This window comes from Micromonospora sp. C51, from assembly GCF_018070435.1.
In the GTDB taxonomy this organism is placed as follows: domain Bacteria; phylum Actinomycetota; class Actinomycetes; order Mycobacteriales; family Micromonosporaceae; genus Micromonospora; species Micromonospora sediminimaris.
The window spans coordinates 1-24,040 of sequence record NZ_JAGPXQ010000064.1 but is presented as its reverse complement, the minus strand read 5'-3'; the positions used below and the strand labels follow the sequence as shown (position 1 = coordinate 24,040).

At 71.7% G+C, this 24,040-nt stretch carries 20 protein-coding genes; 11 read left to right on the top strand and 9 right to left on the bottom strand.

The features are described from left to right. Nucleotides 1–30: 30 nt before the first annotated feature. A complete protein-coding gene (locus KBX50_RS31120; protein ID WP_093402900.1) occupies nt 31–669 on the top strand; it encodes a response regulator transcription factor in 639 nt (212 codons plus the stop codon). A 55-nt stretch (nt 670–724) separates the two neighbouring features. On the opposite strand, the gene KBX50_RS31115 is transcribed toward KBX50_RS31120, so the two are convergent. Together KBX50_RS31115 and KBX50_RS31110 are read right to left on the bottom strand one after the other, a co-directional pair. Further along, nucleotides 725–2,398, bottom strand: a complete 1,674-nt coding sequence (locus KBX50_RS31115; RefSeq protein ID WP_210941429.1) for a GAF domain-containing sensor histidine kinase — start codon at nt 2,396–2,398, stop codon at nt 725–727. 121 nt (nt 2,399–2,519) lie between these two features. After that, the gene (locus tag KBX50_RS31110; RefSeq protein WP_247674775.1) at nt 2,520–3,554 is read right to left on the bottom strand and encodes a nitroreductase family protein; all 1,035 of its coding nucleotides are present in this window, start codon (nt 3,552–3,554) and stop codon (nt 2,520–2,522) included. Between the two features lie 148 nt (nt 3,555–3,702). Here KBX50_RS31110 and KBX50_RS31105 point away from each other — a divergent pair, with 148 nt between their 5' ends. Next, nucleotides 3,703–5,628, top strand: a complete 1,926-nt coding sequence (locus KBX50_RS31105; protein WP_210941425.1) for a heavy metal translocating P-type ATPase — start codon at nt 3,703–3,705, stop codon at nt 5,626–5,628. Between the two features lie 49 nt (nt 5,629–5,677). On the opposite strand, the gene KBX50_RS31100 is transcribed toward KBX50_RS31105, so the two are convergent. The 4 genes from KBX50_RS31100 to KBX50_RS31085 all read right to left on the bottom strand — a co-directional run bounded on the left by KBX50_RS31100 (nt 5,678) and on the right by KBX50_RS31085 (nt 10,794). After that, nucleotides 5,678–6,565, bottom strand: a complete 888-nt coding sequence (locus KBX50_RS31100; protein ID WP_210941424.1) for a universal stress protein — start codon at nt 6,563–6,565, stop codon at nt 5,678–5,680. A 13-nt stretch (nt 6,566–6,578) separates the two neighbouring features. Further along, nucleotides 6,579–8,972: a phosphoketolase gene (locus tag KBX50_RS31095; RefSeq protein ID WP_210941423.1), complete on the bottom strand. Its 2,394-nt coding sequence runs from the start codon at nt 8,970–8,972 to the stop codon at nt 6,579–6,581. A gap of 115 nt (nt 8,973–9,087) precedes the next feature. Then, a complete protein-coding gene (locus tag KBX50_RS31090; RefSeq protein WP_210941422.1) occupies nt 9,088–9,918 on the bottom strand; it encodes a universal stress protein in 831 nt (276 codons plus the stop codon). A 105-nt stretch (nt 9,919–10,023) separates the two neighbouring features. Beyond that, entirely contained in the window at nt 10,024–10,794 is a 771-nt protein-coding gene (locus KBX50_RS31085) for a PP2C family serine/threonine-protein phosphatase (protein WP_210941421.1), read from the bottom strand. 111 nt (nt 10,795–10,905) lie between these two features. Here KBX50_RS31085 and KBX50_RS31080 point away from each other — a divergent pair, with 111 nt between their 5' ends. The 6 genes from KBX50_RS31080 to KBX50_RS31055 all read left to right on the top strand — a co-directional run bounded on the left by KBX50_RS31080 (nt 10,906) and on the right by KBX50_RS31055 (nt 16,359). Further along, entirely contained in the window at nt 10,906–11,142 is a 237-nt protein-coding gene (locus KBX50_RS31080; protein ID WP_093402906.1) for an HTH domain-containing protein, read from the top strand. After that, nucleotides 11,142–11,717, top strand: coding sequence for a Clp protease N-terminal domain-containing protein (locus KBX50_RS33700; protein ID WP_210941420.1), 576 nt, complete (start codon nt 11,142–11,144; stop codon nt 11,715–11,717). Before KBX50_RS31080 ends, KBX50_RS33700 begins: the two co-directional genes overlap by 1 nt. 125 nt (nt 11,718–11,842) lie before the next feature. Beyond that, entirely contained in the window at nt 11,843–12,838 is a 996-nt protein-coding gene (locus tag KBX50_RS31070) for a diacylglycerol kinase family protein (RefSeq protein WP_307871132.1), read from the top strand. Nucleotides 12,839–12,989: 151 nt separating this feature from the next. Then, the gene (locus KBX50_RS31065; RefSeq protein ID WP_210941419.1) at nt 12,990–14,006 is read left to right on the top strand and encodes a YihY/virulence factor BrkB family protein; all 1,017 of its coding nucleotides are present in this window, start codon (nt 12,990–12,992) and stop codon (nt 14,004–14,006) included. Between the two features lie 72 nt (nt 14,007–14,078). After that, nucleotides 14,079–15,569 carry a phosphatase PAP2 family protein gene (locus tag KBX50_RS31060; protein WP_210941418.1) on the top strand — a complete coding sequence of 497 codons (1,491 nt, stop codon included), beginning with the start codon at nt 14,079–14,081 and terminating at the stop codon, nt 15,567–15,569. 7 nt (nt 15,570–15,576) lie between these two features. After that, entirely contained in the window at nt 15,577–16,359 is a 783-nt protein-coding gene (locus KBX50_RS31055; RefSeq protein WP_210941417.1) for an endonuclease/exonuclease/phosphatase family protein, read from the top strand. A 208-nt stretch (nt 16,360–16,567) separates the two neighbouring features. Here the strand turns inward: KBX50_RS31055 and KBX50_RS31050 are convergent, their stop codons facing one another. Further along, on the bottom strand, nt 16,568–17,530 hold the full coding sequence (locus KBX50_RS31050; RefSeq protein WP_210941416.1) for a TIGR03557 family F420-dependent LLM class oxidoreductase: 963 nt from the start codon (nt 17,528–17,530) through the stop codon (nt 16,568–16,570). A 346-nt stretch (nt 17,531–17,876) separates the two neighbouring features. On the opposite strand from KBX50_RS31050, the gene KBX50_RS31045 reads away from it, so the two are divergent. Both KBX50_RS31045 and KBX50_RS31040 read left to right on the top strand, forming a co-directional pair. Continuing rightward, complete coding sequence (locus tag KBX50_RS31045) at nt 17,877–19,265, top strand: cellulase family glycosylhydrolase (protein WP_210941415.1); 1,389 nt, start codon at nt 17,877–17,879, stop codon at nt 19,263–19,265. 324 nt (nt 19,266–19,589) lie between these two features. Continuing rightward, the gene (locus KBX50_RS31040) at nt 19,590–20,606 is read left to right on the top strand and encodes a sporulation protein (protein WP_093402913.1); all 1,017 of its coding nucleotides are present in this window, start codon (nt 19,590–19,592) and stop codon (nt 20,604–20,606) included. 86 nt (nt 20,607–20,692) lie between these two features. Here the strand turns inward: KBX50_RS31040 and KBX50_RS31035 are convergent, their stop codons facing one another. Next, nucleotides 20,693–21,070, bottom strand: coding sequence for a hypothetical protein (locus KBX50_RS31035; RefSeq protein WP_210829439.1), 378 nt, complete (start codon nt 21,068–21,070; stop codon nt 20,693–20,695). Nucleotides 21,071–21,267: 197 nt separating this feature from the next. Beyond that, nucleotides 21,268–23,310 (bottom strand): glycerophosphodiester phosphodiesterase family protein, encoded by a 2,043-nt coding sequence (locus tag KBX50_RS33115; protein ID WP_307871131.1) that lies wholly within the window; start codon nt 23,308–23,310, stop codon nt 21,268–21,270. A gap of 172 nt (nt 23,311–23,482) precedes the next feature. Here KBX50_RS33115 and KBX50_RS31025 point away from each other — a divergent pair, with 172 nt between their 5' ends. Further along, a complete protein-coding gene (locus tag KBX50_RS31025) occupies nt 23,483–23,884 on the top strand; it encodes a hypothetical protein (RefSeq protein WP_210941414.1) in 402 nt (133 codons plus the stop codon). Nucleotides 23,885–24,040 lie beyond the last annotated feature (156 nt).

Genomic DNA, 24,040 nt, shown 5'->3' with positions numbered 1-24,040 from the left:
GGGGTGGGCGGGAGGGGGTAGAAAGGGGGGATGATCCGGGTGTTTCTGCTTGACGACCACGAGGTGGTCCGTCGTGGTCTGGCCGACCTGCTACACGCGAGTGGCGACATAGAGGTGGTCGGTGAGTCCGGCTCCGCCCAGGAGGCGGCCCGCCGGATTCCGGCGCTGCGGCCCGACGTGGCGATCCTCGACGCCCGGCTACCCGACGGCAACGGCATCGACGTGTGCCGGGACATCCGGGCCGTGGACTCCTCGATCAAGGGCCTGATCCTCACCTCGTACGAGGACGACGAGGCGCTTTTCGCGGCGATCATGGCTGGTGCCTCCGGGTACGTGCTCAAGCAGATCCGGGGCACCGACCTCGTCGACGCGGTACGCCGGGTGGCGGCCGGCCAGTCGCTGCTCGACCCGGCGATCACCACCCGGGTGCTGGATCGCATCCGCAGCGGCGTGGAGCAGCCCCGCGAGTTGCAGTCCCTCACCGAGCAGGAGCGGCGCATCCTGGAGTACGTCGCGGAGGGGCTGACCAACCGGGAGATCGCCAGCAAGATGTTCCTGGCCGAGAAGACGGTGAAGAACTACGTCTCCAGCGTGCTGGCCAAGCTAGGCCTGGAACGCCGTACCCAGGCTGCGGTGCTGGCCACCCGCCTGCTCGGCAAGACCCACTGACCCCACCCGCCGGGCCCGGCGCCGCGCAGTCCCGTCGCGCGCGAGCCGTAGCGGGTCAGGCCACCAGCGGGACCGACCAGTGCAGCTCGGTGCCGCGCGGTTGGGCACCGCGTACCTCGAAGGTGCCGCCGTGCCGTTCGGCGCGTTCGCGCAGGTTCACCAGCCCGCCCCGGGCGGCGGCCGGGTCGCAACCTACCCCGTTGTCGGTCACGGTGACGGCTACCTGGGCGGCGTCGACGCGTACCGCCACCGACACCGCCGTGGCCTCGGCGTGGCGTACCGCGTTGGACAGCGCCTCGCGGAGCACGGCGGCGAGTTCGGGGCGGACCTCGTCCGGCACGGCGCTGTCGATCGGCCCGGTCAGCTCCAGCCTCGGCCGGAACCCCAACGACTCGGCGGCGGCTTCCACCGCCTCGCGGATCTCGGTGCGTAGCGCCGCGCTCATCGGGGTACGCAGCTCGAAGATGGTGCGGCGGATGTCCTTGATGGTGGTGTCCAGGTCGTCGACCGCGGCGTTGATCCGCTTGGCGACCTCCGGCCGCGCGGTCAGCGGCACCGCGCTCTGTAGTTGCAGGCCGGTGGCGAACAGCCGCTGGATCACCACGTCGTGCAGGTCCCGGGCGATCCGCTCGCGGTCCTCCAGTACCACCAGTTGCTCGCGTTCCTCCTGGCCACGGGCGCGTTCCATGGCCAGTGCCGCCTGACCGGCGAAGCTGCCCAGCAGGGTCACGTCGTCGTCGGTGGCGCCGCCGTGGTCGGCGCTGTGCGCGATCACCAGCACGCCGTGCAGGGTGTCGGCGGTGGCCAGCGGAGAGATCACCGCCGGCCCGGTGTGCAGCACCGCCGGCCATGGCGCGGCGTGGGCCAGATCCTCCACCGAGTCGTGCCGACCCTGGGTCACCGGACCGGCGAAGCTGGTGTCGGCGGCCGGCAGCACCGTGCCGACCAGCGCGCGGGCCTGGGCGCCGACTCCGTCGACGACCTCGACGGTGAAGTGGTCCGCCTCCTCGTCGTAGAGCAGCACCAGGGCCAGCTCGGCCTCGGCGACCTCGCGGGCGCGCCGCGCCACCAGGGTCAGCGCGTCGGTACGGCGCACCTCGCCGAGCAGCAGCGAGGTGATCTCGGCGGTGGCGGCGAGCCAGCGTTCCCGTCGGTTGGCCAGCGCGTACAGCCGGGCGTTCTCGATCGCCACGCCGGCCGCTCCGGCGAGCGCGACGACGATCTCCTCGTCGTCCTCGGTGAACTCGGCGCCGCCCTGCTTCTCGGCGAGGTAGAGGTTGCCGAACACCTGGTCGCGGATGCGGACCGGCACGCCGAGGAAGGTGTGCATCGGCGGATGGTGCGGCGGGAAGCCGTAGGAGTTCGGATGCTGGGTGATGTCCGGCATCCGCACCGGCTTCGGTTCGTCGATGAGCAGGCCGAGCACCCCCCGGCCGTGCGGCAGGTCACCGATCTTCGCGTGCAGCTCGGGGGGGATGCCGTGGGTGATGAAGTCGTGCAGCATCCGGTCGGGGCCGATCACCCCGAGCGCGCCGTAGCGGGCCCCGGCCAGGTCGCAGGCCGCCTGCACGATGCGCCGCAGGGTGCTGCGCAGATCCAGGTCGGTGCCGATGCCGACGACCGCGTCGAGCAGCGCCCGCAGGCGTTCCCGGCTGGTCACCACCTCGCCGACGCGATCCAGCATCTCCTGGAGCAGTTCGTCCAGGCGGACCCGGGACAGCGGGCTCAGGCCGAGCGACGGTGGCTCGTGACGGGGATTGGGCGCGCCGACAGTCACCCGGCGATGCTATCCGGCGACCGGCGGCGCGGAAACGCCCGAGGCCGGCCGGCGTGGTGCCCGGCATGCCGCGTTAGGCGGCGTCGCCGGACACCGCCGACGTGTCCACCACCTGCTCGCGGGGCAGTCGCGGGGTGTGCGGTGGGCCGGCGTGGGCCGGGTCGGCCACCCCCAGGCGCAGGCCGAGGTACGGGTGGCCGAGCCCGGAGAGCAGCTGGCGCAGGGTCTGCCGGGTGGCCGGCACCTCCACCACGCCGCTGAGCGGCACCATCGAGACACCCAGTCGGGTGGCGGCCAGCCAGGCGGCCGAGAGCGCCTCGCCGGCACGGAGCCAGTCGACCGGCTCGTCCTGGTCGCCGTAGAGCACCGCGTAGGAAGCCGCCCGGTCGTGCCCCGGCCCGACCGGCAGGGTGCCCGGGCGACCGAAGTCCCGGCCCGGCACGGTGGTCTGCGCGGGCTGCTCCGGCAGCACCTCCGGGGTGAGCCCGGTGCCGCCGGCGCGGCTGGTCCAGTACTCCAGTTCCTCCCGCAGCCGGGAGTCCTCCGCCTCGACCGTGGCAGCGTGCGAGGCGGAGGCGGCCAGTTGCAGCACCTGGTCGCGATCGAGGATCTCCAACCGGGCACCCTCCCGGCCGGCGGCCGACGCGATCGCGCTCAACGAGTCAGCGGAGACCGGCTCGTCGCTGACCGGACGCCGGTCGGTGTGCCGCACCTGCATGCACTGCACCGACCGCATCGCGTCCGGGTCGGCGCCGGTGGATCGTGGCTCGGTGAGGCGGGCGAGCAGGTCGGGATCGCCCGGTTCGGGCATTCGCTGCACGCTTGTCGCCCACCCCTCGGCGGCCAACGCCATCCGGGCATGGTGCAGCGCCGCACCGCAGCTGAGGGTGACCAGCTCGCCCTGCGGATCGGTGGCGGCCAACCTGCTGTCGCGCACCATCCGCAGCTCCAGCGCGTCGGGTAGCACCCGCCAGCGCCACGGCTGGCTGTTGTGCACCGACGGCGCGTGACCGGCCATCGCGGCGGCCTCCGCGAGGGCGGTGGTCAGCGGGCGGTGGGTAGCCGGCGTCTGGTGGCTCATCCTCACGACCTTTCCGTCTCTGCCCATCGTGCCGCACCTCGGTACGGCTGTGGGTGCGGTCCGGTTCATCGTGCGACATCGGCCGGCGGCGCGCAGGATCCGCATGGCCCGACCGGGCGGGACCTGTGACCCGCGTTCCGCTCCGCCCGCCCGACCCGGTTGAGACGATCCGCAGGTGGGGGAGCGACGGTCGGCGGACGACCGGGGCGCGGGCGAGTGCCTGCCGGACCAGCCGGCGCGACCCGAACCGGAGCGTTCCGGTTCGGGTCGCCGGAACTGGTGGCTGTGGATCCCGCTGGCCGGACTCACGCTGCTGGTGCTGGCCGGTGCGGCGGTGCGGCTGGCCGGGCATTCGGGCGCCGCCGACGCGTGGTGGGCGGCGGCCACTCTGGTCGCGCTGCTGCCGGCTGCCGCCTCGGTGCTGCGGGAACTGCTGCGGCGGCGGTTCGGCGTGGACGTGATCGCCGTGCTGGCGCTGGGCGGATCACTTGTCGTCGGCGAGTACCTGGCCGGCGCGGTGGTCGCGGTGATGCTGGCTACCGGGCGGACCCTGGAGGCGTACGCGCAGCGCCGGGCGACCCGGGACCTGCGGGCGCTGTTGGAGCGGGCACCGCGTACCGCGCGGCGGCGTACCGCCGGAGGTGGCGTCGAGGTGGTGCCGGCGGACCGGGTGGCGGTCGGTGACCGGTTACTGGTCGGCCCGGGTGACGTGGTCGCCGTCGACGGCGTCACCGAGACCGCCGCGACGTTGGACGAGTCGGTGGTGACCGGGGAGTCCCGGCTCGTCGAGCGGGCAGCCGGGGCCCGGGTGTCCAGCGGTGTGGTCAACGCCGGGGCCGCGTTCGGCCTGCGGGCCACGGAGAGCGCCGAACGCAGCACGTACGCCGGGATCGTCCGGCTGGCGGAGGAGGCGACCGCCCGCAAGGCACCGACGGTGCGGCTTGCCGACCGGTACGCCGCCGCCTTCGTGCCGTTCACACTGGTGCTGGCTGGGCTGGGCTGGGTGCTCTCCGGCGAGTTCCTCCGGGCGGTGGCGGTGCTGGTGGTGGCGACACCGTGTCCGTTGTTGCTGGCCACCCCGATCGCCATCGTCTCCGGACTGTCCCGGGTGGCCCGGCACGGGGTGCTGGTTCGTGACGGCGGCTCACTGGAGGTCCTCGGTCGGGCGCGTACCCTGCTGGTCGACAAGACCGGAACGCTCACCGCCGGCCGTCCCCGGGTCGCCGATACCGTCGTGGCTCCCGGCGGTGACCCCGACGAGGTGCTGTGGGTGGCCGCCTCGGTGGAGCAGTTGTCCTCGCACGTGCTGGCGGCGGCACTGGTGCGCGCCGCCGGTGAGCGCGGCCTACGGCTGGTCACCCCGGCTGAGGTGACCGAGGAGCCGGGCCGGGGGGTGAGCGGGCGGGTCGACGGGCGGCGGATCCGGGTCGGCCAGTTCACCGGGACGTTGCCGCAGTGGGCCGAGCTGGCCCGCCGGCGGGCGGGCGGGACGGGACACTCGCTGGTGTGGGTGGCCGACGAGGCCGGGCCGCTCGGCGTCGTCCTGCTTGAGGATCCGGTACGCCCCGACGCCCGCCGGACCGTGGATCGGCTGCGTGCCGCCGGGCTCACCCGGATCGTGATGGTCACCGGGGACCGGCCGGAGGATGCCCGTCGGGTCGCCGACGCGGTGGGTGTCGACGCCGTGCTGGCCCGGTGCACCCCGCAGGAGAAGGTGAGCCGGGTTCGAGCCGAGGCCGGCCGGGCGGTGACCGTGATGGTCGGTGACGGGGTGAACGACGCTCCGGCGCTGGCGGAGGCGCATGTCGGCGTGGCGATGGGCGCCACCGGGGCGACCGCCTCGGCCGATGTCGCCGACGCCGTGCTGAGCCTCGACCGCCTCGATCCGCTGGCCGACGCGGTCGAGGTGGCCCGGTACGCCCGCCGGATCGCGGTGCAGAGCGCCACGGTGGGGATGGGGTTGGCGCTGCTGGCGATGGGCTTCGCGGCGGCCGGTCGGCTGCCACCCGTGGCGGGCGCGTTCCTTCAGGAGGGCATCGACGTGCTGGTGATCCTCAACGCGCTGCGCGCGCTCCGGGGTGGGCGCCGGGGGCCGGCCTGACAGCGGCCGACCCACGGCGTACCTCAGCGTTCCCGGCCCACGGCGCGCCTCACCGTTCCCGGACCACCGCGACCGGACAGTGGGCGTGCTGGAGGAGCTGCTGGCTGACCGAGCCGAGCAGCATCCCCCGCAGCCCACCGCGTCCCCGGCTGCCGACGACGACCAGTTGCGCGTTGCGGCTGGCGTCGATCAGCAGACCGGCCGGCGCGGCGGCAGCCGTCTCGACGGTCACCTCGACGTCGGGGAAACTGCCCTGCCCGCTACGCAGCGCTTCGTCCACCTCGGCCCGCTGGTCGGCCAGCGCCGCGTCGCGGGCCTGCTCGCCGCGCAGACTCCACTGTTCGCGTCGCGGCTGCCAGGCCCGCACCACGTGCAGCGGCACCCGACGCAGGGTCGCCTGTTCGAAGGCGAAGCCGAGGGCCAGCAGCGAATGCTCCGAGCCGTCCACGCCGACGGCGACGTGCCCGGCCCGGTCACTCTCGGCCGGCCGGCGACGGACCACCACCACCGGGCAGTGCGCGTGCGCGGTGACGTTGACCGCGGTCGAGCCGGCGAGCAGACCGGCGAAACCGCCGTGCCCACGGCTGCCCAGCACCAAGAGGCCGGCCTGCGTCGAAGCCTCCTCCAGGATCAGGGCGGGCGGACCGTCCAGCACCTCGCCGCGTACGTCCAGGCCCGGGTGGGTGGCGGCGGCGTCCGCCACGGCCTTGCCGACCAGTTCCTCGACCTGCCGGCGGGCCTGCTCGTCGGGCCACATCCCCGGCGTCACGCCCGGACCGACCCAGCCGGCCACGGTCAGCCACTCGAAGACGTACGCCAACCGGACCGGCCGGCCGTCGCGGCGGGCCTGATCCAGCGCCCACTCCAGGGCCGCCGCGGCGTCCGGCGAGCCGTCGTAGCCCACCAGGATCTCCGCGCCTGCGCCGTGCTCGCTCATGATGGGCATCTCCTCACGGGTTGGTCGGGTCGGTCTCGCGGACCCAGCGCCACTCGGCCACCTTCGGGTCGTCCTCGCCGAACCGGCGCGTGTAGTCGCGGGCGGACTGGCGGGCGTCGGTCATCTCCTGCCGCAGATGCGCGGCGCGGGCGGCCAGCCCCGGTACCCGGTCGATCACGTCGATCACGAGGTGGAAGCGGTCCAGGTTGTTGAGCATCACCATGTCGAACGGTGTGGTGGTGGTGCCCTCCTCCTTGTAGCCGCGTACGTGCAGGTTGTGGTGGTTGGTGCGCCGGTAGGTGAGCCGGTGGATCAGCCACGGGTAGCCGTGGTACGCGAAGATGATCGGCTTGTCGCGGGTGAACAGCGTGTCGAACTCGGAGTCCGGCAGGCCGTGCGGGTGCTCGGAGTCCGGCTGGAGCCGCATCAGGTCGACGACGTTGATCACCCGTACCTTCAGTTCGGGCAGGTGCTGGTGCAGCAGTTCCGCCGCGGCGAGGGTCTCCAGCGTCGGCACGTCACCGGCGCAGGCGAGCACGACGTCCGGTTCGCTGCCGTCGTCGGTGCTGGCCCAGTCCCAGATGCCCAGGCCGCGCCGGCAGTGCGCGATGGCCTCGTCCATGGTGAGCCAGTTGGGCGCGATCTGCTTGCCGGCCACCACCACGTTGATGTAGTGGCGACTGCGCAGGCAGTGGTCCATGGTGGAGAGCAGCGTGTTGGCGTCCGGCGGCAGGTAGACCCGCACCACCTCGGCCTTCTTGTTCATCACGTGGTCGATGAAGCCCGGGTCCTGGTGCGAGAAACCGTTGTGGTCCTGCCGCCAGACATGGCTGGAGAGCAGGTAGTTCAGCGAGGCGACCGGCTGCCGCCAGGGGATGCCACGGGTGACCTTCAACCACTTGGCGTGCTGGTTGACCATCGAGTCGACGATGTGGATGAACGCCTCGTAGCTGGTGAAGATGCCGTGCCGGCCGGTGAGCAGGTAGCCCTCCAACCAGCCCTGGCACAGGTGCTCGGAGAGGACCTCCATCACCCGCCCGTCGGGGGAGAGGTGATCGTCGCCGTCGACCGTGCCGGCCAGCCAGGCCCTGCCGGTGACCTCGAAGGCCGCCTGGAGCCGGTTGGAGGCGACCTCGTCCGGGCCGAACAGCCGGAACGTCTGCGGGTTGGCGCTGATCACGTCCCGGACCCACTTGCCGAGTTCGCCGGTGGCGCTGGTGACCGTCCCACCGGGGCGGGGCACCTCGACGGCGTAGTCGCGGAAGTCGGGCAGGACCAGGTCGCGCAGCAGTGCGCCGCCGTTGGCGACCGGGTTGGCGCTCATCCGCCGTGGCCCCCGGGGCGGCAGCTCGGCCAGCTCGGCGACGGGCGCGCCGGTGGCGTCGAACAGTTCCTGCGGTCGGTAGCTGCGCAGCCACCGCTCCAGCTCGGCCAGGTGCTCCGGGTTGGAGCGGACCGCGGAGAGTGGCACCTGGTGTGCCCGATAGGTGCCCTCCACCTGCTTGCCGTCGACGTCACGTGGACCGGTCCAGCCCTTCGGGGTGCGCAGGACGATCATCGGCCAGCGCGGACGTTCGACGGTTGCGCCGGAGCGGGCCCGGCGCTGGATCTCCGCGATCTCGTCCAGCGCCCGGTCCAGGGTGGCGGCCAGGCTCTGGTGCACCTTGGCCGGATCGTCGCCGGCCACCACGTACGGCTGGTAACCCTGGCCGCGCATCAGGTCGAGCAGGTCGGACTCGGGGATACGGTCCAGCACCGTCGGGTTAGCGATCTTGTATCCGTTGAGGTGCAGGATGGGCAGCACCGCCCCGTCGCGGGCAGGGTTGAGGAACACGTTGGACAGCCAGCTGCCGGCCAGCGGACCGGTCTCCGCCTCGCCGTCACCGACCACGCAGGCGACCAGCAGGTCGGGGTTGTCGAAGGCGGCGCCATAGGCGTGACTGAGCGCGTACCCCAGCTCGCCGCCCTCGTGGATCGAACCCGGCACCTCCGCCGCGACGTGGCTCGGGATGCCGCCGGGGAAGGAGAACTGCCGGAACAGCCGGGCCATGCCGGCCTCGTCGCGACCGATGTCGTGGTACAGCTCGCTGTAGGTGCCTTCGAGCCAGGTGTTCGCCACCAGCGCCGGTCCGCCGTGCCCGGGCCCGGTGATGTAGATGGCGCTGAGGTCGCGCGCCACGATGGCCCGGTTCAGGTGGGCGTAGATCAGGTTCAGCCCGGGGGAGGTGCCCCAGTGCCCGAGCAGGCGGGGCTTGACGTGCTCGGGGGCCAGCGGTTCCCGCAACAGGGGATTGTCCAGCAGGTAGATCTGCCCGACGGTGAGGTAGTTCGCCGCTCGCCAGTAGGCGTCCAGCCGGCGCAGTTCGTCATCGGTCAGGGGGCTTCGCAGGTCTACGGCGGTGTCCATACTGCTTGAGCCTCTCGCGGGTCGGTGAATCCTGCATCCGCAACGCGGTTTCCTCTGCCAGCTTGGCCGAATCGGCGATCCTGGATCAGGGCCGTTGGTCCCGCCGGCCCGGGTGTCACGACCCGTCCGGGTCGGGTGTGTCGGTCACCCCACGGATCACCAGCACCGGGGACGGGGCGTGGTAGAGCAGCGACTGGCTGACCGCGCCGAGCATTCCGCGCGACGGTTCCTCGCCCCGGGCGGCGACCACCACCAGTTGCGCCGAGCGGGACTGGTCGACCAGCACGTCACCGGGCTCGCCCTGGATGACGTGGCACTCGACGGCGGCGTCGGGATGGTCGGCCCGGTGGCGGGACACCGTCTCGCTGAGTCGTTCGGTGGCCTCCTCGACGATGCCGTCGGAGTCGACCACCCAGACCGCCAGAAGCCGTGCCTCGTGGCGGGTGGCGCAGGTGAGCGCCCACTCCAGGGCGATCTCGCCGGAGGCCGAGCCGTCGATGCCGACCAGGACCGGGCCGGAGGGTGGCGGTTCCCGCCGGGCGACCAGCACCGGGCATTCGGCGCGGGCGGCCACCTGCACGGCGGGGCTGTCCGCCGGGATGCAGCGGTCGCAGTGGGCCATCCCGCCGTCGCCGACCACCACCAGGAAGGCGGTCTCCGATTTTCGGACCAGGTTCGCCACCGCCGAGCCCTCGGCGATCTCGGCGGTGACCAGCACACCCGGCTCGTTCTCGTTTGCCGCCGCGGTCGCCTCGGCGATCAACTGTTCGGCCTCGGCCCGGGAGCTGGAGACCGCAGGGGCGTCGAAGGCGGCCCAGTTGAAGGCGTGCAGCAGGTGCAGCCCGCGTCCGTGCGCGGCGGCGACCCGGGCGGCGAGGCGGGCCACCGGCAGGGCGTCCTCCGGGCCGACGCCGACGAGTACCGGCGCGTCGCTGGCGGCGGCCATCCGCATCACCCCCGCAGCTGTGGCACCCGGCCTGCGTCTGAGGCTAGTCGCGCCGGTGCCGTCTCGGGGCGTGATCGCCGGACGGTAGCCCGGCCCGGTCGGTGGTCACCGTGCCGGCCGGGCCCGGAGCACGATCGCGCTGGCATTGTCGGCCCCACCGGCGTCCAGTGAGGCGCGCAGCAGAGTCCGGACCGCCTCCGCCGGTTCGGAGCCGGTGAGGGCCTCCTGCATCACGTGGTAGCTGACCTGGTCGCTCACTCCGTCGGTGCAGAGCAGCCAGGTGTCGCCGGGACGCAGGGTCACGGCCAGCAGGTCGGCCTCCGGTGCGGCCGGGTGGCCGGCGTAGCGGGTGAGCTGGTATCGGGCCCGGGCGGCGGCGGGAGAGTCGGTCGGGTACCAGCCGTGCAGCACACCCAGCCACGCGACCGTGTGGTCGATGGTGGCCAGTTCCAGCAGGTCGTCGCGGAGTCGATAGGCCCGCGAGTCACCCAACTGGACCACCCAGCCCTGGCCGCCCTCCGGCTCGACGACCAGGCCGGTCAGGGTGCAGCCGGTCAGCTGGGGGCGACCCCGGCCGGCCTCCAGCACGGCGGCTTGGACCGCGGCGGCAACGGTGCGGAGCCGGTCTGCCCCGATCTCGGGCCACGTCTCGCGGACCAGCGCGGCGAACGTCGGTACGGCGGCGGCACCGGCGCGACGGCTGCCCTCACCATCGCCCATTCCGTCGGCCACCACGGCGAAGGGAAGCGTGGCATCGACGTGAAGTACGTCGTAATTGTCGCGGTACCGGTTGCCGACCACGCTGCCGCCGGCCACCTCAAGAGTCAGGTCGGTGAGCGTGAAGCGGCGTGACTCGTGACTCTCGTTCCGGCTCACTGGACCCCCGACCGACGGCTGGCGCGGAACCCCACGCGGCACGACCCTAGCGGCACCAGGAGGTTGTCAACTGGGGTTGACGCCCTCCTGATGTCAATGTAGGTTGACAGCATGAGTCAGGCGACGGAACTCGCGGCGGCGGCCGGCAGCACCGACCCCCGGGTCGGTCTGCGTGCCGTCCGCGCCCTGCGCCGGCTGCTCGAACGGCTTGAGGTGGTCCAGGTCGACAACGCCCGGCGACAGGGCTGGTCGTGGCAGGAGATCGCTGACGCGCTCGAGGTCAGCCGACAGGCGGTGCACAAGAAGCATGCCGGGCGACCGGCGGTCGATTCCTCCTGGGAGGCGTGATGTTCGAACGATTCACCGACCGTTCCCGCGCGGTCGTGCGGCGGGCGCGCGAGGAGGCCCGCGCCGAGGGGCAGCGACCCGTCGGCACCGAGCACCTTCTGCTCGCCATCCTCGCCGACGGGGACGGCCTGGCCGTACGGGTGCTCCGTGACGCGGGGGTCACCGCCGACGACCTGCGCGAGCGGATCCGTCGCCATACCGAGACCGGGGGCAGCGGCCTGGGCGAGGCCGACGCGGCGGCGCTGCGGGAGATCGGCATCGACCTGTCGGCCATCGTCGCCCGGATCGAGGAGTCGTTCGGCCCGGACGCCCTGCGCGAGGCGGTGCCGGCACCGCGCCGTCGATGGGGCCGGCGGCGGACCGGTGGCCCGTTCTCCGACCGCGCCAAGAAAGCGCTGGAGCTGTCGCTGCGGGAGGCCATTCGACTGCGTCACCACCACATCGGCACCGAGCACCTCCTGCTCGGCCTGCTGCGGGAGGGCAACGGGCTTGCCGCGCTGGCGCTCACCGAGGCCGGCGTCGACCTGGCCGACGTACGCCACCGGGTCGAGGTCGCGCTGCGCGCCAGCGCCTGACGGCCGCTTGACCCGCGTCCCCCGGTGGCCGTCGGTCGAAACGTCGGCGAGGGACGTCGGCTGGGTGAATCGAGGCACATCGGCGTCGGGTCGCCCAACCCGGCCGGGTGCTGCACACTGACGCCGTGGAAGCTGGACGGGACGAAGGGCCGCTGCGCAGCGCGGTGGTGGTCAATCCGGTCAAGGTGACCGATCTCGACGCGTTGCGCCGTACCGTAGGCGACACGCTCGACGCGGCCGGCTGGCCGGAACCGCTGTGGTTCGAGACCACCCCCGACGATCCCGGTCGCGGCCAGACCGAGAAGGCCCTCGCCGCGGGGGTCGACGTGGTCTTCGCCTGCGGCGGCGACGGTACGGTGATGGCCTGCGTCGACGCTCTGGTCGGCTCCGAGGTGGCGCTCGCCGTGCTGCCCCAGGGCACCGGCAACCTGCTCGCGGCCAACCTGGGGCTCTCCGACGAACTGCCCGCCGGGCTGGCGGTGGCGATCGAGCGTGGCCGACGCCTGCTCGACGTCGGTGAGGTGGACGGGCAGCACTTCGCGGTGATGGCCGGCATGGGCTTCGACGCCCAGATGCTCGATGCCACCAGCGAGACGACCAAGCGCCGGATCGGCTGGCCCGCGTACGTGGTGGGAGCCGCACGACACCTGCGGGACCGGCCGATGCGGGTGTGGATCCGGTTGGACGACCAGGCACCGCTGCGCCGTCGCGCCCGTTCGGTGCTGGTAGCCAACGTCGGCCGGCTCCAGGGCGGTCTTACCCTGCTCACCGAGGCGGAGCCCGACGACGGGTACCTCGACGTCGCCGTGCTGACTCCGCGCACGCTGCGGCACTGGCTCTCCCTCGGCTGGGCGGTGCTGCGCCGCCGCGACCGGGTGCCGCGGATGGAGGTGTACCGCGCCCGTCGAGTGGAGATAACCAGCAACCGGAGCCAGCCCCGGGAGCTGGACGGCGACCTGATCGAACCGGGCCGCGAGCTGCGGGTGCAGATTCGGCGGCGGGCGCTGTGGCTGTGTGTACCGCGACCGGAGCAGGATCCTGACCTGGCCGAGGACGCGTCGGCCGCCGCCGAGCGGGGCGAACGCCTCGTCGAGGAGGGCCGAGGTGAGCGCGAGGAGTGAGCGTGCGAGCCCCGCAGTCGCGAACGAAGGGTGGGCTCGGTGAGCGCGAGGAGTGAGCGTGCGAGCCCCGCAGTCGCGAACGAAGGGTGGGCTCGGTGAGCGCGAGGAGTGAGCTTGCGAGCCCCGCAGTCGCGAACGAAGGGGCCGCACGGTGAGCAGCACCAAGATCGTGCCGGAGACCCGGCTGATGTCCGACGAGCAGCTCTGCGCCGATCATGCCTGGCAGACGCTGCGCCGGGAGGGCGGCTGGCACCTGCTGCGTGACGCCTTCACCCGGTTCCGCTACGGAGACGGGTTCAGTCACTCCCGAGCCTTCGCGTTCCAGCTCTGTCTCGCGGTGGTGCCGTTCCTGATCGCCCTCACCGGGCTGATCTCCGAGCTGGGCGTGGCCGAGGGGGGTGAGGTGGTCGCCGATACGGTGCTGGCGTTGACCCCCGGCACCAGTGATCAGATGGTCGCCGAGCTGCTCGGCGGGGGCGACGACGCGGGCGCCGAGCGGGCCGAGGAGACCGGGGAGGTGGCGCTCGCTCTCGGTCTGATCACCGGTCTGGTCGCGCTGACCAGCACGATGGCCCAGATCGAGCGGGGCGCCAACCGCATCTACGGCGTCGAACGGGACCGACCGGCGTTGTGGAAGTACCTGCGGGCGGCCGTGCTCGCCGTGAGCGCCGGCCTCCCGGCCCTCGCCGGGTTTCTCATCCTGGTCGGCGGTGGTCCGATGGGCGACTCGGTGGAACGCCACTATGCCTGGGGTGACGTCGCCAGCACGGTGTGGGATCTGGTGCGTTGGCCGCTCAGCCTCGGCCTGACGGTGCTCGCCGTCGCGGTGCTGTTCCGCCACGCGCCCCGACGCCACCAACCCGGCCTGTCCTGGTTGTTGTTCGGTGCCGGCATCGCCACCGCGCTGTGGTGGCTGGCCAGCCTGGGGCTCGCCGGCTACGTGCGGTTCAGCGAGGACTTCGGACAGACCTACGGCGCGCTGGCCGGCGTCATGGCGCTGCTGCTCTGGGCGAACCTCACCGGCATGGCGCTGTTCGGGGGGCTCTCGTTCGCGGCGCAACTCGAGGCGGTACGCATCGGCGTGCAGGAGCCGGCAAGGCCGGACCTGTGGGAGCCGAAGGCGCAGCGGGTCCCCGTGCACGACACCGGTGAGATGACCGCGCTCTGACCCACGGCATCGCCGGGTGTACCGCGACGGCGTACCGGGTACTGCGGCACGCCAGAGGCGAAGGAGGCTGCCGTGGGCGCGGTCAGGGACGTACTGCGACGACCCCTCGGACACTTCACCGAACGTACGCTCGCCGGCTTGGCGCTCGTGCTCGGTGCCGGGGTGGGCTTCGGGTTGGTGCTGGTGCTGGTCCGGGTGCGGTGGTCGCCGCTGTACGACGTGGACCACGGTGTCGCCGAGTGGCTCAACGACCAGGTGGCACCGATCGGGCCGCTGGTGACGGTGCTCAACGCCATCACCGACCTCGGTGGGCGGACGGTCATCATCTGGTTGGTGACCGTGGCCGTGGTCGGGTTGCTGATCCGCCGGCAGGGTCGCCTCGCGGTGTTCCTGATCGCCACGGGCGTGGGCGCGCTGGTCCTCGACCCCTCGCTCAAGACGCTCGTCGACCGGTTGCGCCCCGAGGTGGACGTGCCGATCGGCGCGTACGCGGGGCAGAGCTTCCCCAGCGGCCACGCGCTCGGGTCGATGGTGGCCTATGGCGCGCTGCTGCTGGTGTTCCTGCCGGCGATGGCACCCCGCTGGCGTCGGCCGGCGATGGCCCTGGTCGCCACCGTCGTCTTCCTGATCGGGTTCACCCGGGTCGCGCTCGGCGTGCACTTCCTCTCCGACGTGATCGGTGCCTGGCTGCTCGGCGCGGCCTGGCTGGGCGTCACCGCGTACGCCTTCCGGTTGTGGCGGTTGGAGCGGGGACGGCCCGCGGCGCCGCTGACCGAGGGGTTGGAGCCGGAGGCCGGGCACGAGGTGGCGCCGGCGCCGGACGAGGAGAAGCTGTTGCCGCATGCCCGGGCCGGCGTCGCCGAGATCATCGTCGGCTGGGTGCTGGTGTTCGGTGCCCTCTACGGCTTCGGCATGTTCGTCAGCTACCACGCCGACAACACCTTCCTGGCCAGCCTCGACGAGACGGTGCCCAACTGGTTCGCCGAGCGCCGTACCGCCTCGCTCGACGATTTCAGCTGGTGGTGGAGCAAGGTCGGCGACACTCACGCCATCCTGGCGATCTCGCTGGTGTTCTGCCCGCTGGTGCTGGCGATCTGGCGGCGTTGGCGGCCGGTGCTGTTCGTAGCGTTGACCATGTTCGGCGAGCTGACCCTCTTCCTGGCCAGCGCGGCGGCGGTGGACCGGCCGCGCCCGCCGGTGGAGAACCTGGACGGCCCGATGCCGACCTCGTCGTTCCCGTCCGGGCACATCGCGGCGAGCCTCTGCATCTGGGTCGCGATCGCCGTCATCGTCTTCCCTCGGACCGACCGGTGGTGGCGGTGGGTCTTCGTGGCGCTCGCCGTGGTGATGCCGGTCGGGGTGGCGATCTCCCGGATGTACCGGGGCATGCACCACCCGACGGACTTCATGGGCGCGATCCTGCTCACCTCGCTCTGGATCGGGCTGCTGTACTGGGTTGTGCGACCCAACGAGGACGTCCGGCAGGGCAACCAACCGGCCATCGAGTCGGAGGACGTGGACACTCTCGACGACGAGCTGGCTCGGGCCGGCCAGCCGGGCTGAGCCGGCCGTGCTGAGGGTGATGACCTGGAACATCCGCACCGGCGGCCGGGACCGTGGCGGTCCGGACCGGCGCGAGCTGGTGGCCCGGGTCATCACCCAGCAGCGGCCGGACGTGCTCGCGTTGCAGGAGCTGGGTGGTCTCGACGTCGCGGGCTTCGCCAGCGGCGTCGGGCTCCGCCCGTTCCTGGCCCGTTCCTGGTTGGGGCAGCCGGTCGCGCTGCTGGTGGCCCCGCGGTGGCCGGTGCTGGCCGCCGCACCGGTGCGCCGGCCGTTCCACCACGCGGCCCAACGCGTGGTGGTGAGCACCGACGCCGGTCCGTTGACGGTGCTCACCACCCACCTCGACCCGTATTCGGGCACGCGCCGGCTGATCGAGGCGGGGTGGGCGGTCGCCGCGCTCCGCCCCAGCCACGACGGCCTGGCACTGCTCGCCGGTGATCTGAACACCCTCGATCCGTACGCCGGGCACGCCGACCAGGTTGGTCGGCTGCCGCTCGCGTACCGTCGCCGGCATCTGCGTCGTGATGGGCGGACGGTGGAGACCCGCGCGGTGGCCCGGCTGCTCGCCGCCGGGCTGGTGGATCTCGGAGCGGACGCCGGACCGACTGTGCCGACCGCCCACGGTGGTGCCGAGTTCGTCGACATGCGCCTTGACTACCTGCTCGCCACCCCCACCCTGGCCACCCACCTCACCCAGCTACGTGTGATCCGCACCCCCGACACCGAGCACGCCTCCGACCACTACCCCCTGCTCGCGGAGCTCGACCTCACCCCGCCTCTGCCGCGTTGATCAAGAGGTTCCGGTCTCCGACGTCGGCGTGTCGGGACCAGAACCTCTTGGTCAACACCTGTCGGAAGTCACAGGAGCAGGTTGAGCAGGACGGTCAGGACGATCGAGGCGACGAGGGAGAACAGGATCATCAGGAGGCAGCCGACGCCGCCGCCGGCGGGGCGGATCTCCGTGTTGCCGATACGCATCGACTGTCACGCCTTCCTGCTCAGAGGTCACGCAGTCGGGGCAGCAGCTGCTCCTGCGCCCAGTCCAGGAACATCGGTTGGGTGTCGCCGCCGACCTGAACCAGTGCCACGTGGGTGAAGCCGGCGTCGACGAACTTCTTGAACGCCGCCACGTGCTTGTCCACGTCAGGGCCGCAGGAGAGCCCGGCCGCCACGTCCTCCTCGCGAACGCTGCGGGTGGCCGCCTCGAAGGAGTCGGTGTCGGGCAGGTCGCTGTTGACCTTCCAGCCCAGGTCGAACCAGCGGAACTGGTCGTGGGCGATCTTGCGGCACTCGGCCTCGTCGGGGCCGTAGCAGATGGCCACCTGCCCGTACCGGGGACGTCCGGCCCCGCCGGCCTGCTCGTACATCTCGACCAGGCGTGACTCCGGGTCGGTGGCGATCATGCCGTCGGCGTACTCGGCGGCCAGGGTCGCCGACTGCCGGCCGGAGGCGGCCACCGCCATCGGCACCGGCGTGTCGGGTCGGTCCCAGAGGTAGGCGTCCGGCACGTCGAAGTGGTTGCCGGAGAAGGTCAACGTCTCCCCGTTCAGCAGCGGCCGGATGATCTGCAACGCCTCCTCGAACATCTCGTGCCGCTGCTGTACGTGCGGCCAGCCGCCCACCACGTGCTCGTTGAGGTTCTCCCCGGCACCGAGGCCGAGGGTGAACCGGCCGTCGGAGAGCACGCCCAGCGTCGACGCCTTCTGCGCCACCACCGCCGGGTGGTAGCGGCGAATCGGGCAGGTCACGAAGGACATCAGCGCCGCCCGGGAGGTGGCGTGCGCGACCGCGCCCAGCACCGACCAGGCGTACGGCGAGTGACCCTGCGACTCCAGCCAGGGGTAGTAGTGGTCGGACATGACGAGGTGGTCGAAGCCGGCCGCCTCGGCCCGCACGGCGTGGTCGACGAGGTCCTTCGGACCTGCCTGCTCGCACATCAGGGTGTAGCCGATGCTGACCATTGACGTCTCCTTCGAGCCGGGGGCGGGTCATTCCGGATACCCCGGCCCGGATCGGTCAACCCTGCTCGACGCTTGACGGTGCGCCCGGCCCGTGCCTACCGTTGTCTGAACCGGTTCAGATGCCGGCGTGGTGTGCATCCTGTGGTGGGGATGTCCGCCCCCGTGGCGACTCGGTGTCTCCTGGGTCGTCACGGGTAGCCGGCGTACTGAACCGGTTGCTTTCGCTATCCCATCGGCATACGCTGATGCCTCGCCGGGTCTGAACGCGGCTGTCGGGCTGCAGCCGCTCACCTGTCACTCACCGCACCCCCTGGGCACGGGGGAGAAACCTCCTGCGAGGAAATGCATGAGAAAACTGTTCGCGGCCGTCGGCGCCATCCTGCTGGCGACCGTCGCCGCAGTCTTCGCCTTCGGACCTTCGGCGCACGCCGCCGCCGGCTTCACGGTCAGCAACGGGCGGCTCTACGACGCCAACGGCAACGAGTTCATCATGCGTGGGGTCAACCACGCGCACACCTGGTACCCGAACCAGACCAGCTCCTTCGCCGACATCAAGGCCCTCGGCGCCAACTCGGTGCGGGTCGTGCTCTCCAGCGGCGACCGGTGGACCCGGAACAGCGCCAGCGACGTGTCCAACGTGATCCAGCTCTGCAAGGCAAACCGGCTGATCTGCGTCCTGGAGGTGCACGACACCACCGGGTACGGCGAGCAGAGCGGCGCGATCAGCCTGGACCGTGCGGTCGACTACTGGCTCAGCATCGCCAGCGCGCTGAACGGCCAGGAAGCCTACGTGATCGTCAACATCGGCAACGAGCCGTACGGCAACCAGAACTACTCGTCGTACGCCACCGACACCGCCAACGCGATCCGTCGGCTGCGCGACGGCGGCCTCACGCACACCATCATGGTGGACGCCCCGAACTGGGGGCAGGACTGGTCGTTCACCATGCGCGACAACGCCCCCACCGTCTTCAGCGCCGACCCGGCCGGCAACACGGTCTTCTCGGTCCACATGTACGGCGTCTTCGACACCGCCGCGGAGATCAGCGACTACCTGGGTCGTTTCCGCAGCCGTGGCCTGCCCATCGTGGTGGGCGAGTTCGGGCACAACCACTCCGACGGCAACCCCGACGAGGACGCCATCCTCTCCTACACCCAGGCCAACGGCATCGGCTGGCTGGGCTGGTCCTGGAGCGGCAACAGCGGTGGCGTGGAGTACCTCGACATGGCCACCAACTTCAACCCGAACCAGCTGACCAGCTGGGGTGAGCGGTTGTTCAACGGCACCAACGGCATCCGGCAGACCGCGCGACAGGCCAGCGTCTACGACTCGACCCCGCCGACCACGCCCCCGCCGTCGACTCCGCCGCCGTCCACCCCGCCCCCGTCGACTCCGCCGCCGTCGACGCCGCCCCCGTCGACCCCACCGCCGAGCGCCGGTTGCACGGCGACCTACTCGATCAGCGGACAGTGGCAGGGCGGCTTCCAGGGTGAGGTGCGGGTGACCGCCGGCTCCAGCGCCATCAACGGCTGGACGGTGCGCTGGACGTACGCCAACGGCCAGACGGTCACCCAGTCCTGGAACGCCACGGTCTCCAGCAGCGGTTCCACCGTGACCGCCCGCAACGTCTCCTACAACGGCCGCCTCGGCGCCGGGGCCAGCACCACCTTCGGCTTCCTCGGCAGCTGGAACGGCACCAACTCGGCCCCTGCGGTGGCCTGCACCGCAAGCTGACATCGCACCATCGATGGCCGGGCCCGCACGGGCCCGGCCAGCACTGCTTGTCGGGCCGTCCCGTCAACGGTTGCGCTGGACCATCCGCATCCCGGCGGCGTCCGGCACCACCGACGCCCCTGACCGGTTTGGCACGTCCGCCGGGCGGCCCGGGTCGGGCCGCCCGGCATACGGCACAAGGGACGATGGCTGGGCAATTCAGGCGCGGCACGGGCCACCGAAACCGCCGGTTTTCAGCGACCTCACAGGCCCGCTCGATAGGGTGCGCTGGTCCGCGTCCGGTCCCGCAGGGGAGTTCGGGCACCAGACCCCGCAGGAGTACCGATGGTCTTCAAGAAGATGCTGAGCGCGTTGGGCGTGGGCGGTCCCAGTGTGGACACCGTCCTGGCCAACCCGAACACCAGGCCCGGACTGGCACTCGACGGTCAGGTCAACCTGCTCGGTGGGGACGCCGCGGCGGACATCGAACACATCGCCATCGGGCTGGTCACCCGGGTCGAGATCGGTGAGCAGGCCGGCGTGATGGAGTTCCACCGCCAGGTGGTCAGTGGGCCGCTGCAACTCGCGCCGAAGCAGACGCTGTCCATCCCGTTCCAGCTTCCACTGCCCTGGGAGACGCCGATCACCGCGGTCTACGGTCAGCGGCTGCACGGCATGTCGCTGGGGCTGCGTACCGAGCTGGCGATCGCCCGCGCGGTCGACAAGGGCGACCTGGACGAGATCAACGTCCACCCGCTGCCGGTGCAGGAGCGCATCCTGGAGGCGTTCCTCCAGCTCGGCTTCCGGTTCAAGAAGGCCGACCTGGAGCGCGGCCTGATCCACGGGGTGCAGCAGACCCTGCCGTTCTACCAGGAGATCGAGTTCTTCGCCGGGCCGCAGTACGCCCAGACCATCAACGAACTCGAACTGACCTTCGTCACCAACCCGCACGGCGTCGACGTGGTGCTGGAGTGCGACAAGCGCGGCGGCTTCCTGGCACCCGGCCACGACGTCTTCGGCCGCTACCAGGTGGCGCACACCGACGCGGAGCGCTCCGACTGGGTGCAGGTGGTCGACGGCTGGTTGCAGGAGACCATCGGCCGCTTCGGTGCCATGCGCGCCCAGGCGTTCGGCCCGCAGGGCTACGGCGGCGCGCAGAAGTTCGGCCACCCGCATCAGCGGGGCGGCGTCGGCATGGGTGGGGTGGTGGCCGGCGCTGCGCTGGGTGCCGCCGGGGGCATGCTCGCTGGCCACATGATCGGTAACGCCTTCGAGGGCGCCGAGGACGAGGTGTCCGAGGCCGCCGGTGACTTCGGTGGCGACTTCGGTGGCGGCGACTTCGGCGGCTTCGAGGAGTTCTAGGCACGACGAGACGGTGGCCCTTCGGGATCTCTCCCGAAGGGCCACCGTGCGTACGCGGGCCGGTCGCGGCCTCGCCGGTGCGGGGGTCACCGCCCCCGCTTGCGCTCCTCACCGGAACGCTTCGCGCTACCGGCCTTGGCCAGACCACGGCTGCCCAGGTAACCGAGGGTCAGCAGGGTGATGAAGAACCACGCCTGGCCGGGGTTGTTCAGGTTCAGCCCGTACGAGCTGGTGCCACGCCAGAAGGCGGCGATGACCACGGTGGTGACGGCAGCGGCGTAGATCCAGAACTCGGTGGTCAGGAACGCCTGCTTGGTCTCCGTACCCGGTGCCGGCATCGGCTCCCGGTGCCCGTCCTGCATCATCGGCATCTGACGGGTCGGTGCCTCCTGCATGGCCGCGCGGTTCTGAACGTCCTGCGCCGGACGGTTCATCGGCCTGGTAGATGCAGCCTGCGTGCTCATCTGTCCTCCTCAGGATTGATGAGTCGTAACCTGCGACCCTCGCCCCGCTACCGCGTGTCGGCCACGGCACGGTTCGCGCACTTGGCGGGGGCACCCCGCGTCTACCCCCGCCGACGGGGGCAGTAACGCCGTCCGGGCCACGATTACCGCCCGTCCGCGCGGGCGACGCCCGGGGTGCCGCGCCGCCCGCGCTGGGCTCACCGCAGACCGTTGCGGATGGCCACGCCGACCAGCAGATCCGGGTCGTCGGTGATGATGCCGTCAACTCCGAGGTCGATCACCCGCTGCATCACCGCCGCGTCGTTGACGGTGTACGGGATCACCTTGAGGCCGTACCGGTCCTGGAGGGTGCGTACGTCCGGTCCGTGGAAGTACGTCGGGTCCTGCCGCAGGTACCAGTCCGGGTGGGTGACGGAACCCTGTGCCGGGTCGTGCACCTGCCAGTTCGCCGACACCGTGGCAGCGCCGGCAGCCCGGGTGAGCTTGCCCAGGTCCCGGTACTTCCACCAGTCCAGTCCAGCGGTCCACGGGCTCTTGACCGACGGGTCGCCGTACACCGCCCGCAGCGAGCACTCGTCGGCCAGCCCGGCACACTCCGTCGGCCCGTACTGCCAGACCAGGGCGACCGTCTCGATCCGCCGGTCCAGGTGTCGGGCGTAGGTGATGGTGCGCCAGTCGAAGGACTGGACGGTGACCCGGCTGGTGAGGCCGGCGCGCTGCACCGCGGTGACCAGCTTGCGGGTGAAGCTGCGGTACGGCTCGGTGTCGTCCACCAACGGGCTGATCTTCGTCTCGATGTTGAACCGGATGTCCGTCCGGCCACTGGCCTTCACCAGCGCGAAGACCTCCTCCAGGGTGGGGATTCGGGCACCCGGGACGGGCACCTGGTCGGGCAGGTCGGCGGCCGTCTTCGTACCACAGTCGAGGGTCTTGAGCTGCGCGAGACTCAGCCGGTGCACCAGCTTTCCCACGTACGGGAACTGCGGGTCGCGCGGCCGTACCGGTGCGGTGTCGAGGCAGTGCGAGCCGTTGACCGTACGGTCGTGCAGCACGACCAGCCTGCCGTCGGAGGTCACGCCGGTGTCCAGCTCCAGGGTGGAGATCGCCGGGTTGGCCAGGGCGTTGGCGAAGGCGGGCAGGGTGTTCTCGGGCCGGGTCGCCCGGCCGCCGCGGTGCGCCTGGACGTCGAACGGCGAGGCGTACGCCCGGGGGAGCCGGTAGCCGCGTTGCGCGAGCAGCGTGCGCAGCCGGTCCGGGTAGTCGGTGATGATGCCGTCCACCCCGTCGTTGATCAGCTTGGCCATGGTCGGGGCGTCGTTCACCGTCCACGGGATCACCGTGATGCCGTTGCGGTGTGCGTGGGTCACCAGCTCCCGCGTCACGTACGGCCGGTAGCCGGGGTCGCTGACGGTGCCGTTCTGCGGGAAGCCGTGCACCGGTGAGAAGGCGGTGACGCCCAGGCTGCGGATCGCCCGGATCGGGTCGCCGCCGAAGTCGTCGATGTCCAGCCCACCCAGCCACGGGGAGGCGCCCGGCTGCCCGACCTGGAGGAAGTCGTAGTTGGTCAGCGCGACCAACGGCAGTCGTGGCTCGACCTGACGCATCCGCTTGAGCGCGCCCCAGTCGAAGCTCTGGATGGTCACCTGCCGCAGCAGCCCCGCGGCCCGGATCTCCTTCGCGGTGACCTGGACGAACTGTTCCCGTGGCGCGGTCTCGCTCGGCGCTCCCGCCTCCACCTTGGTCTCGATGTTGAGCGTCACGTCGTTCGCCCGGTACCGCTTGACCAGGTCGAAGACCTCACTCAGCAGCGGCATCCGAGCGCCGGGCACGGCGAGTTGCCCGGGCCGGTCCGGCAGCGTACGCGAGCCGCAGTCGAGGGTGCGTACCTGTGCCAGGGCCAACGTGTTGACGTACTTCCCGACGTACGGGAACTCGGGGTCACCGGGTACGACCGGGGCGGTGTCGCTGCACTTCGCGGCGCTGACCCGCCGGTCGTGGGTGACCACGGCCCGTCCGTCCTCGGTGATCTGCACGTCCAGTTCGAGAGTGCTCACCCCGAGCTGAAGGGCGTTGCCGAACGACGCGAGGCTGCTCTCCACCCGCAGCCCGAGTCCGCCCCGGTGGGCCTGTAGGTCGAAGTCCCGGTCTGGTCGCGGATGTGCCGCGGCAGGTGCCGTCAGCATGGTCGTCACGATCGTCGCGGCCAGGGCCACGACGGCGGTACGGCGTACGATGCGCACGCTGTCCTCTCCCTCCTGCGGGGATCTCCCGCCGAATCCGCTGCACAGCATCGGCAGCCGGCACGGCGGGCAGGCAAGCGCCGTGCGACGACCCGGTGAACCGGCGGTGCGGGTTTGCCTCGCCGGTCACCGGGCACGCACCGAGACCGACCCTTCTGCGAGGTGATGGATCGTGCGTGAGGACGAGATGCGACAGGACGCCGCCCGCCGGGCCGAGGAGCGGATCGCCGGCGGCGTGTACGGCGAAGGCGCCCTGGACGAGGTGACCGTGCCGCCGACCGATGTGGAGAGTCAGTTGCAGCGCGACGACCCGGACGACCCGGCGGACGTGCCGATCGACCCGAACGTGCTGCGCGACGGTGGGCCGACGGGCGGCCAGGGTGCGATCACCACGACCGGTGGCACCGCCGGCCCGGCCAGCGCCCGTCGGGTGGCCCGCCAACCGGAGCGCCACCGCGGCAAGGTCGCCCCGACCACCACGGGCGACGCCACCACCGGCGGCCTGACCACCCCACCCGCCGGCACCACCAGCGACAACTCCACCCCCACCACCCACCAAGGCAACTTCGAATAACCACCCACCCACCCACCCACCCCGGGCCTCACCCCGTCCCACCTTGTTGATCATGAGGTTAGCGGTGAGTTTGATCTCTGTGTGTGCCGCTAACCTCCTGTTCAACGCCGTCAAGCGGGTCGGGGTGGGTCGGGGTGGGTCGGGGTGGGTGGGGTG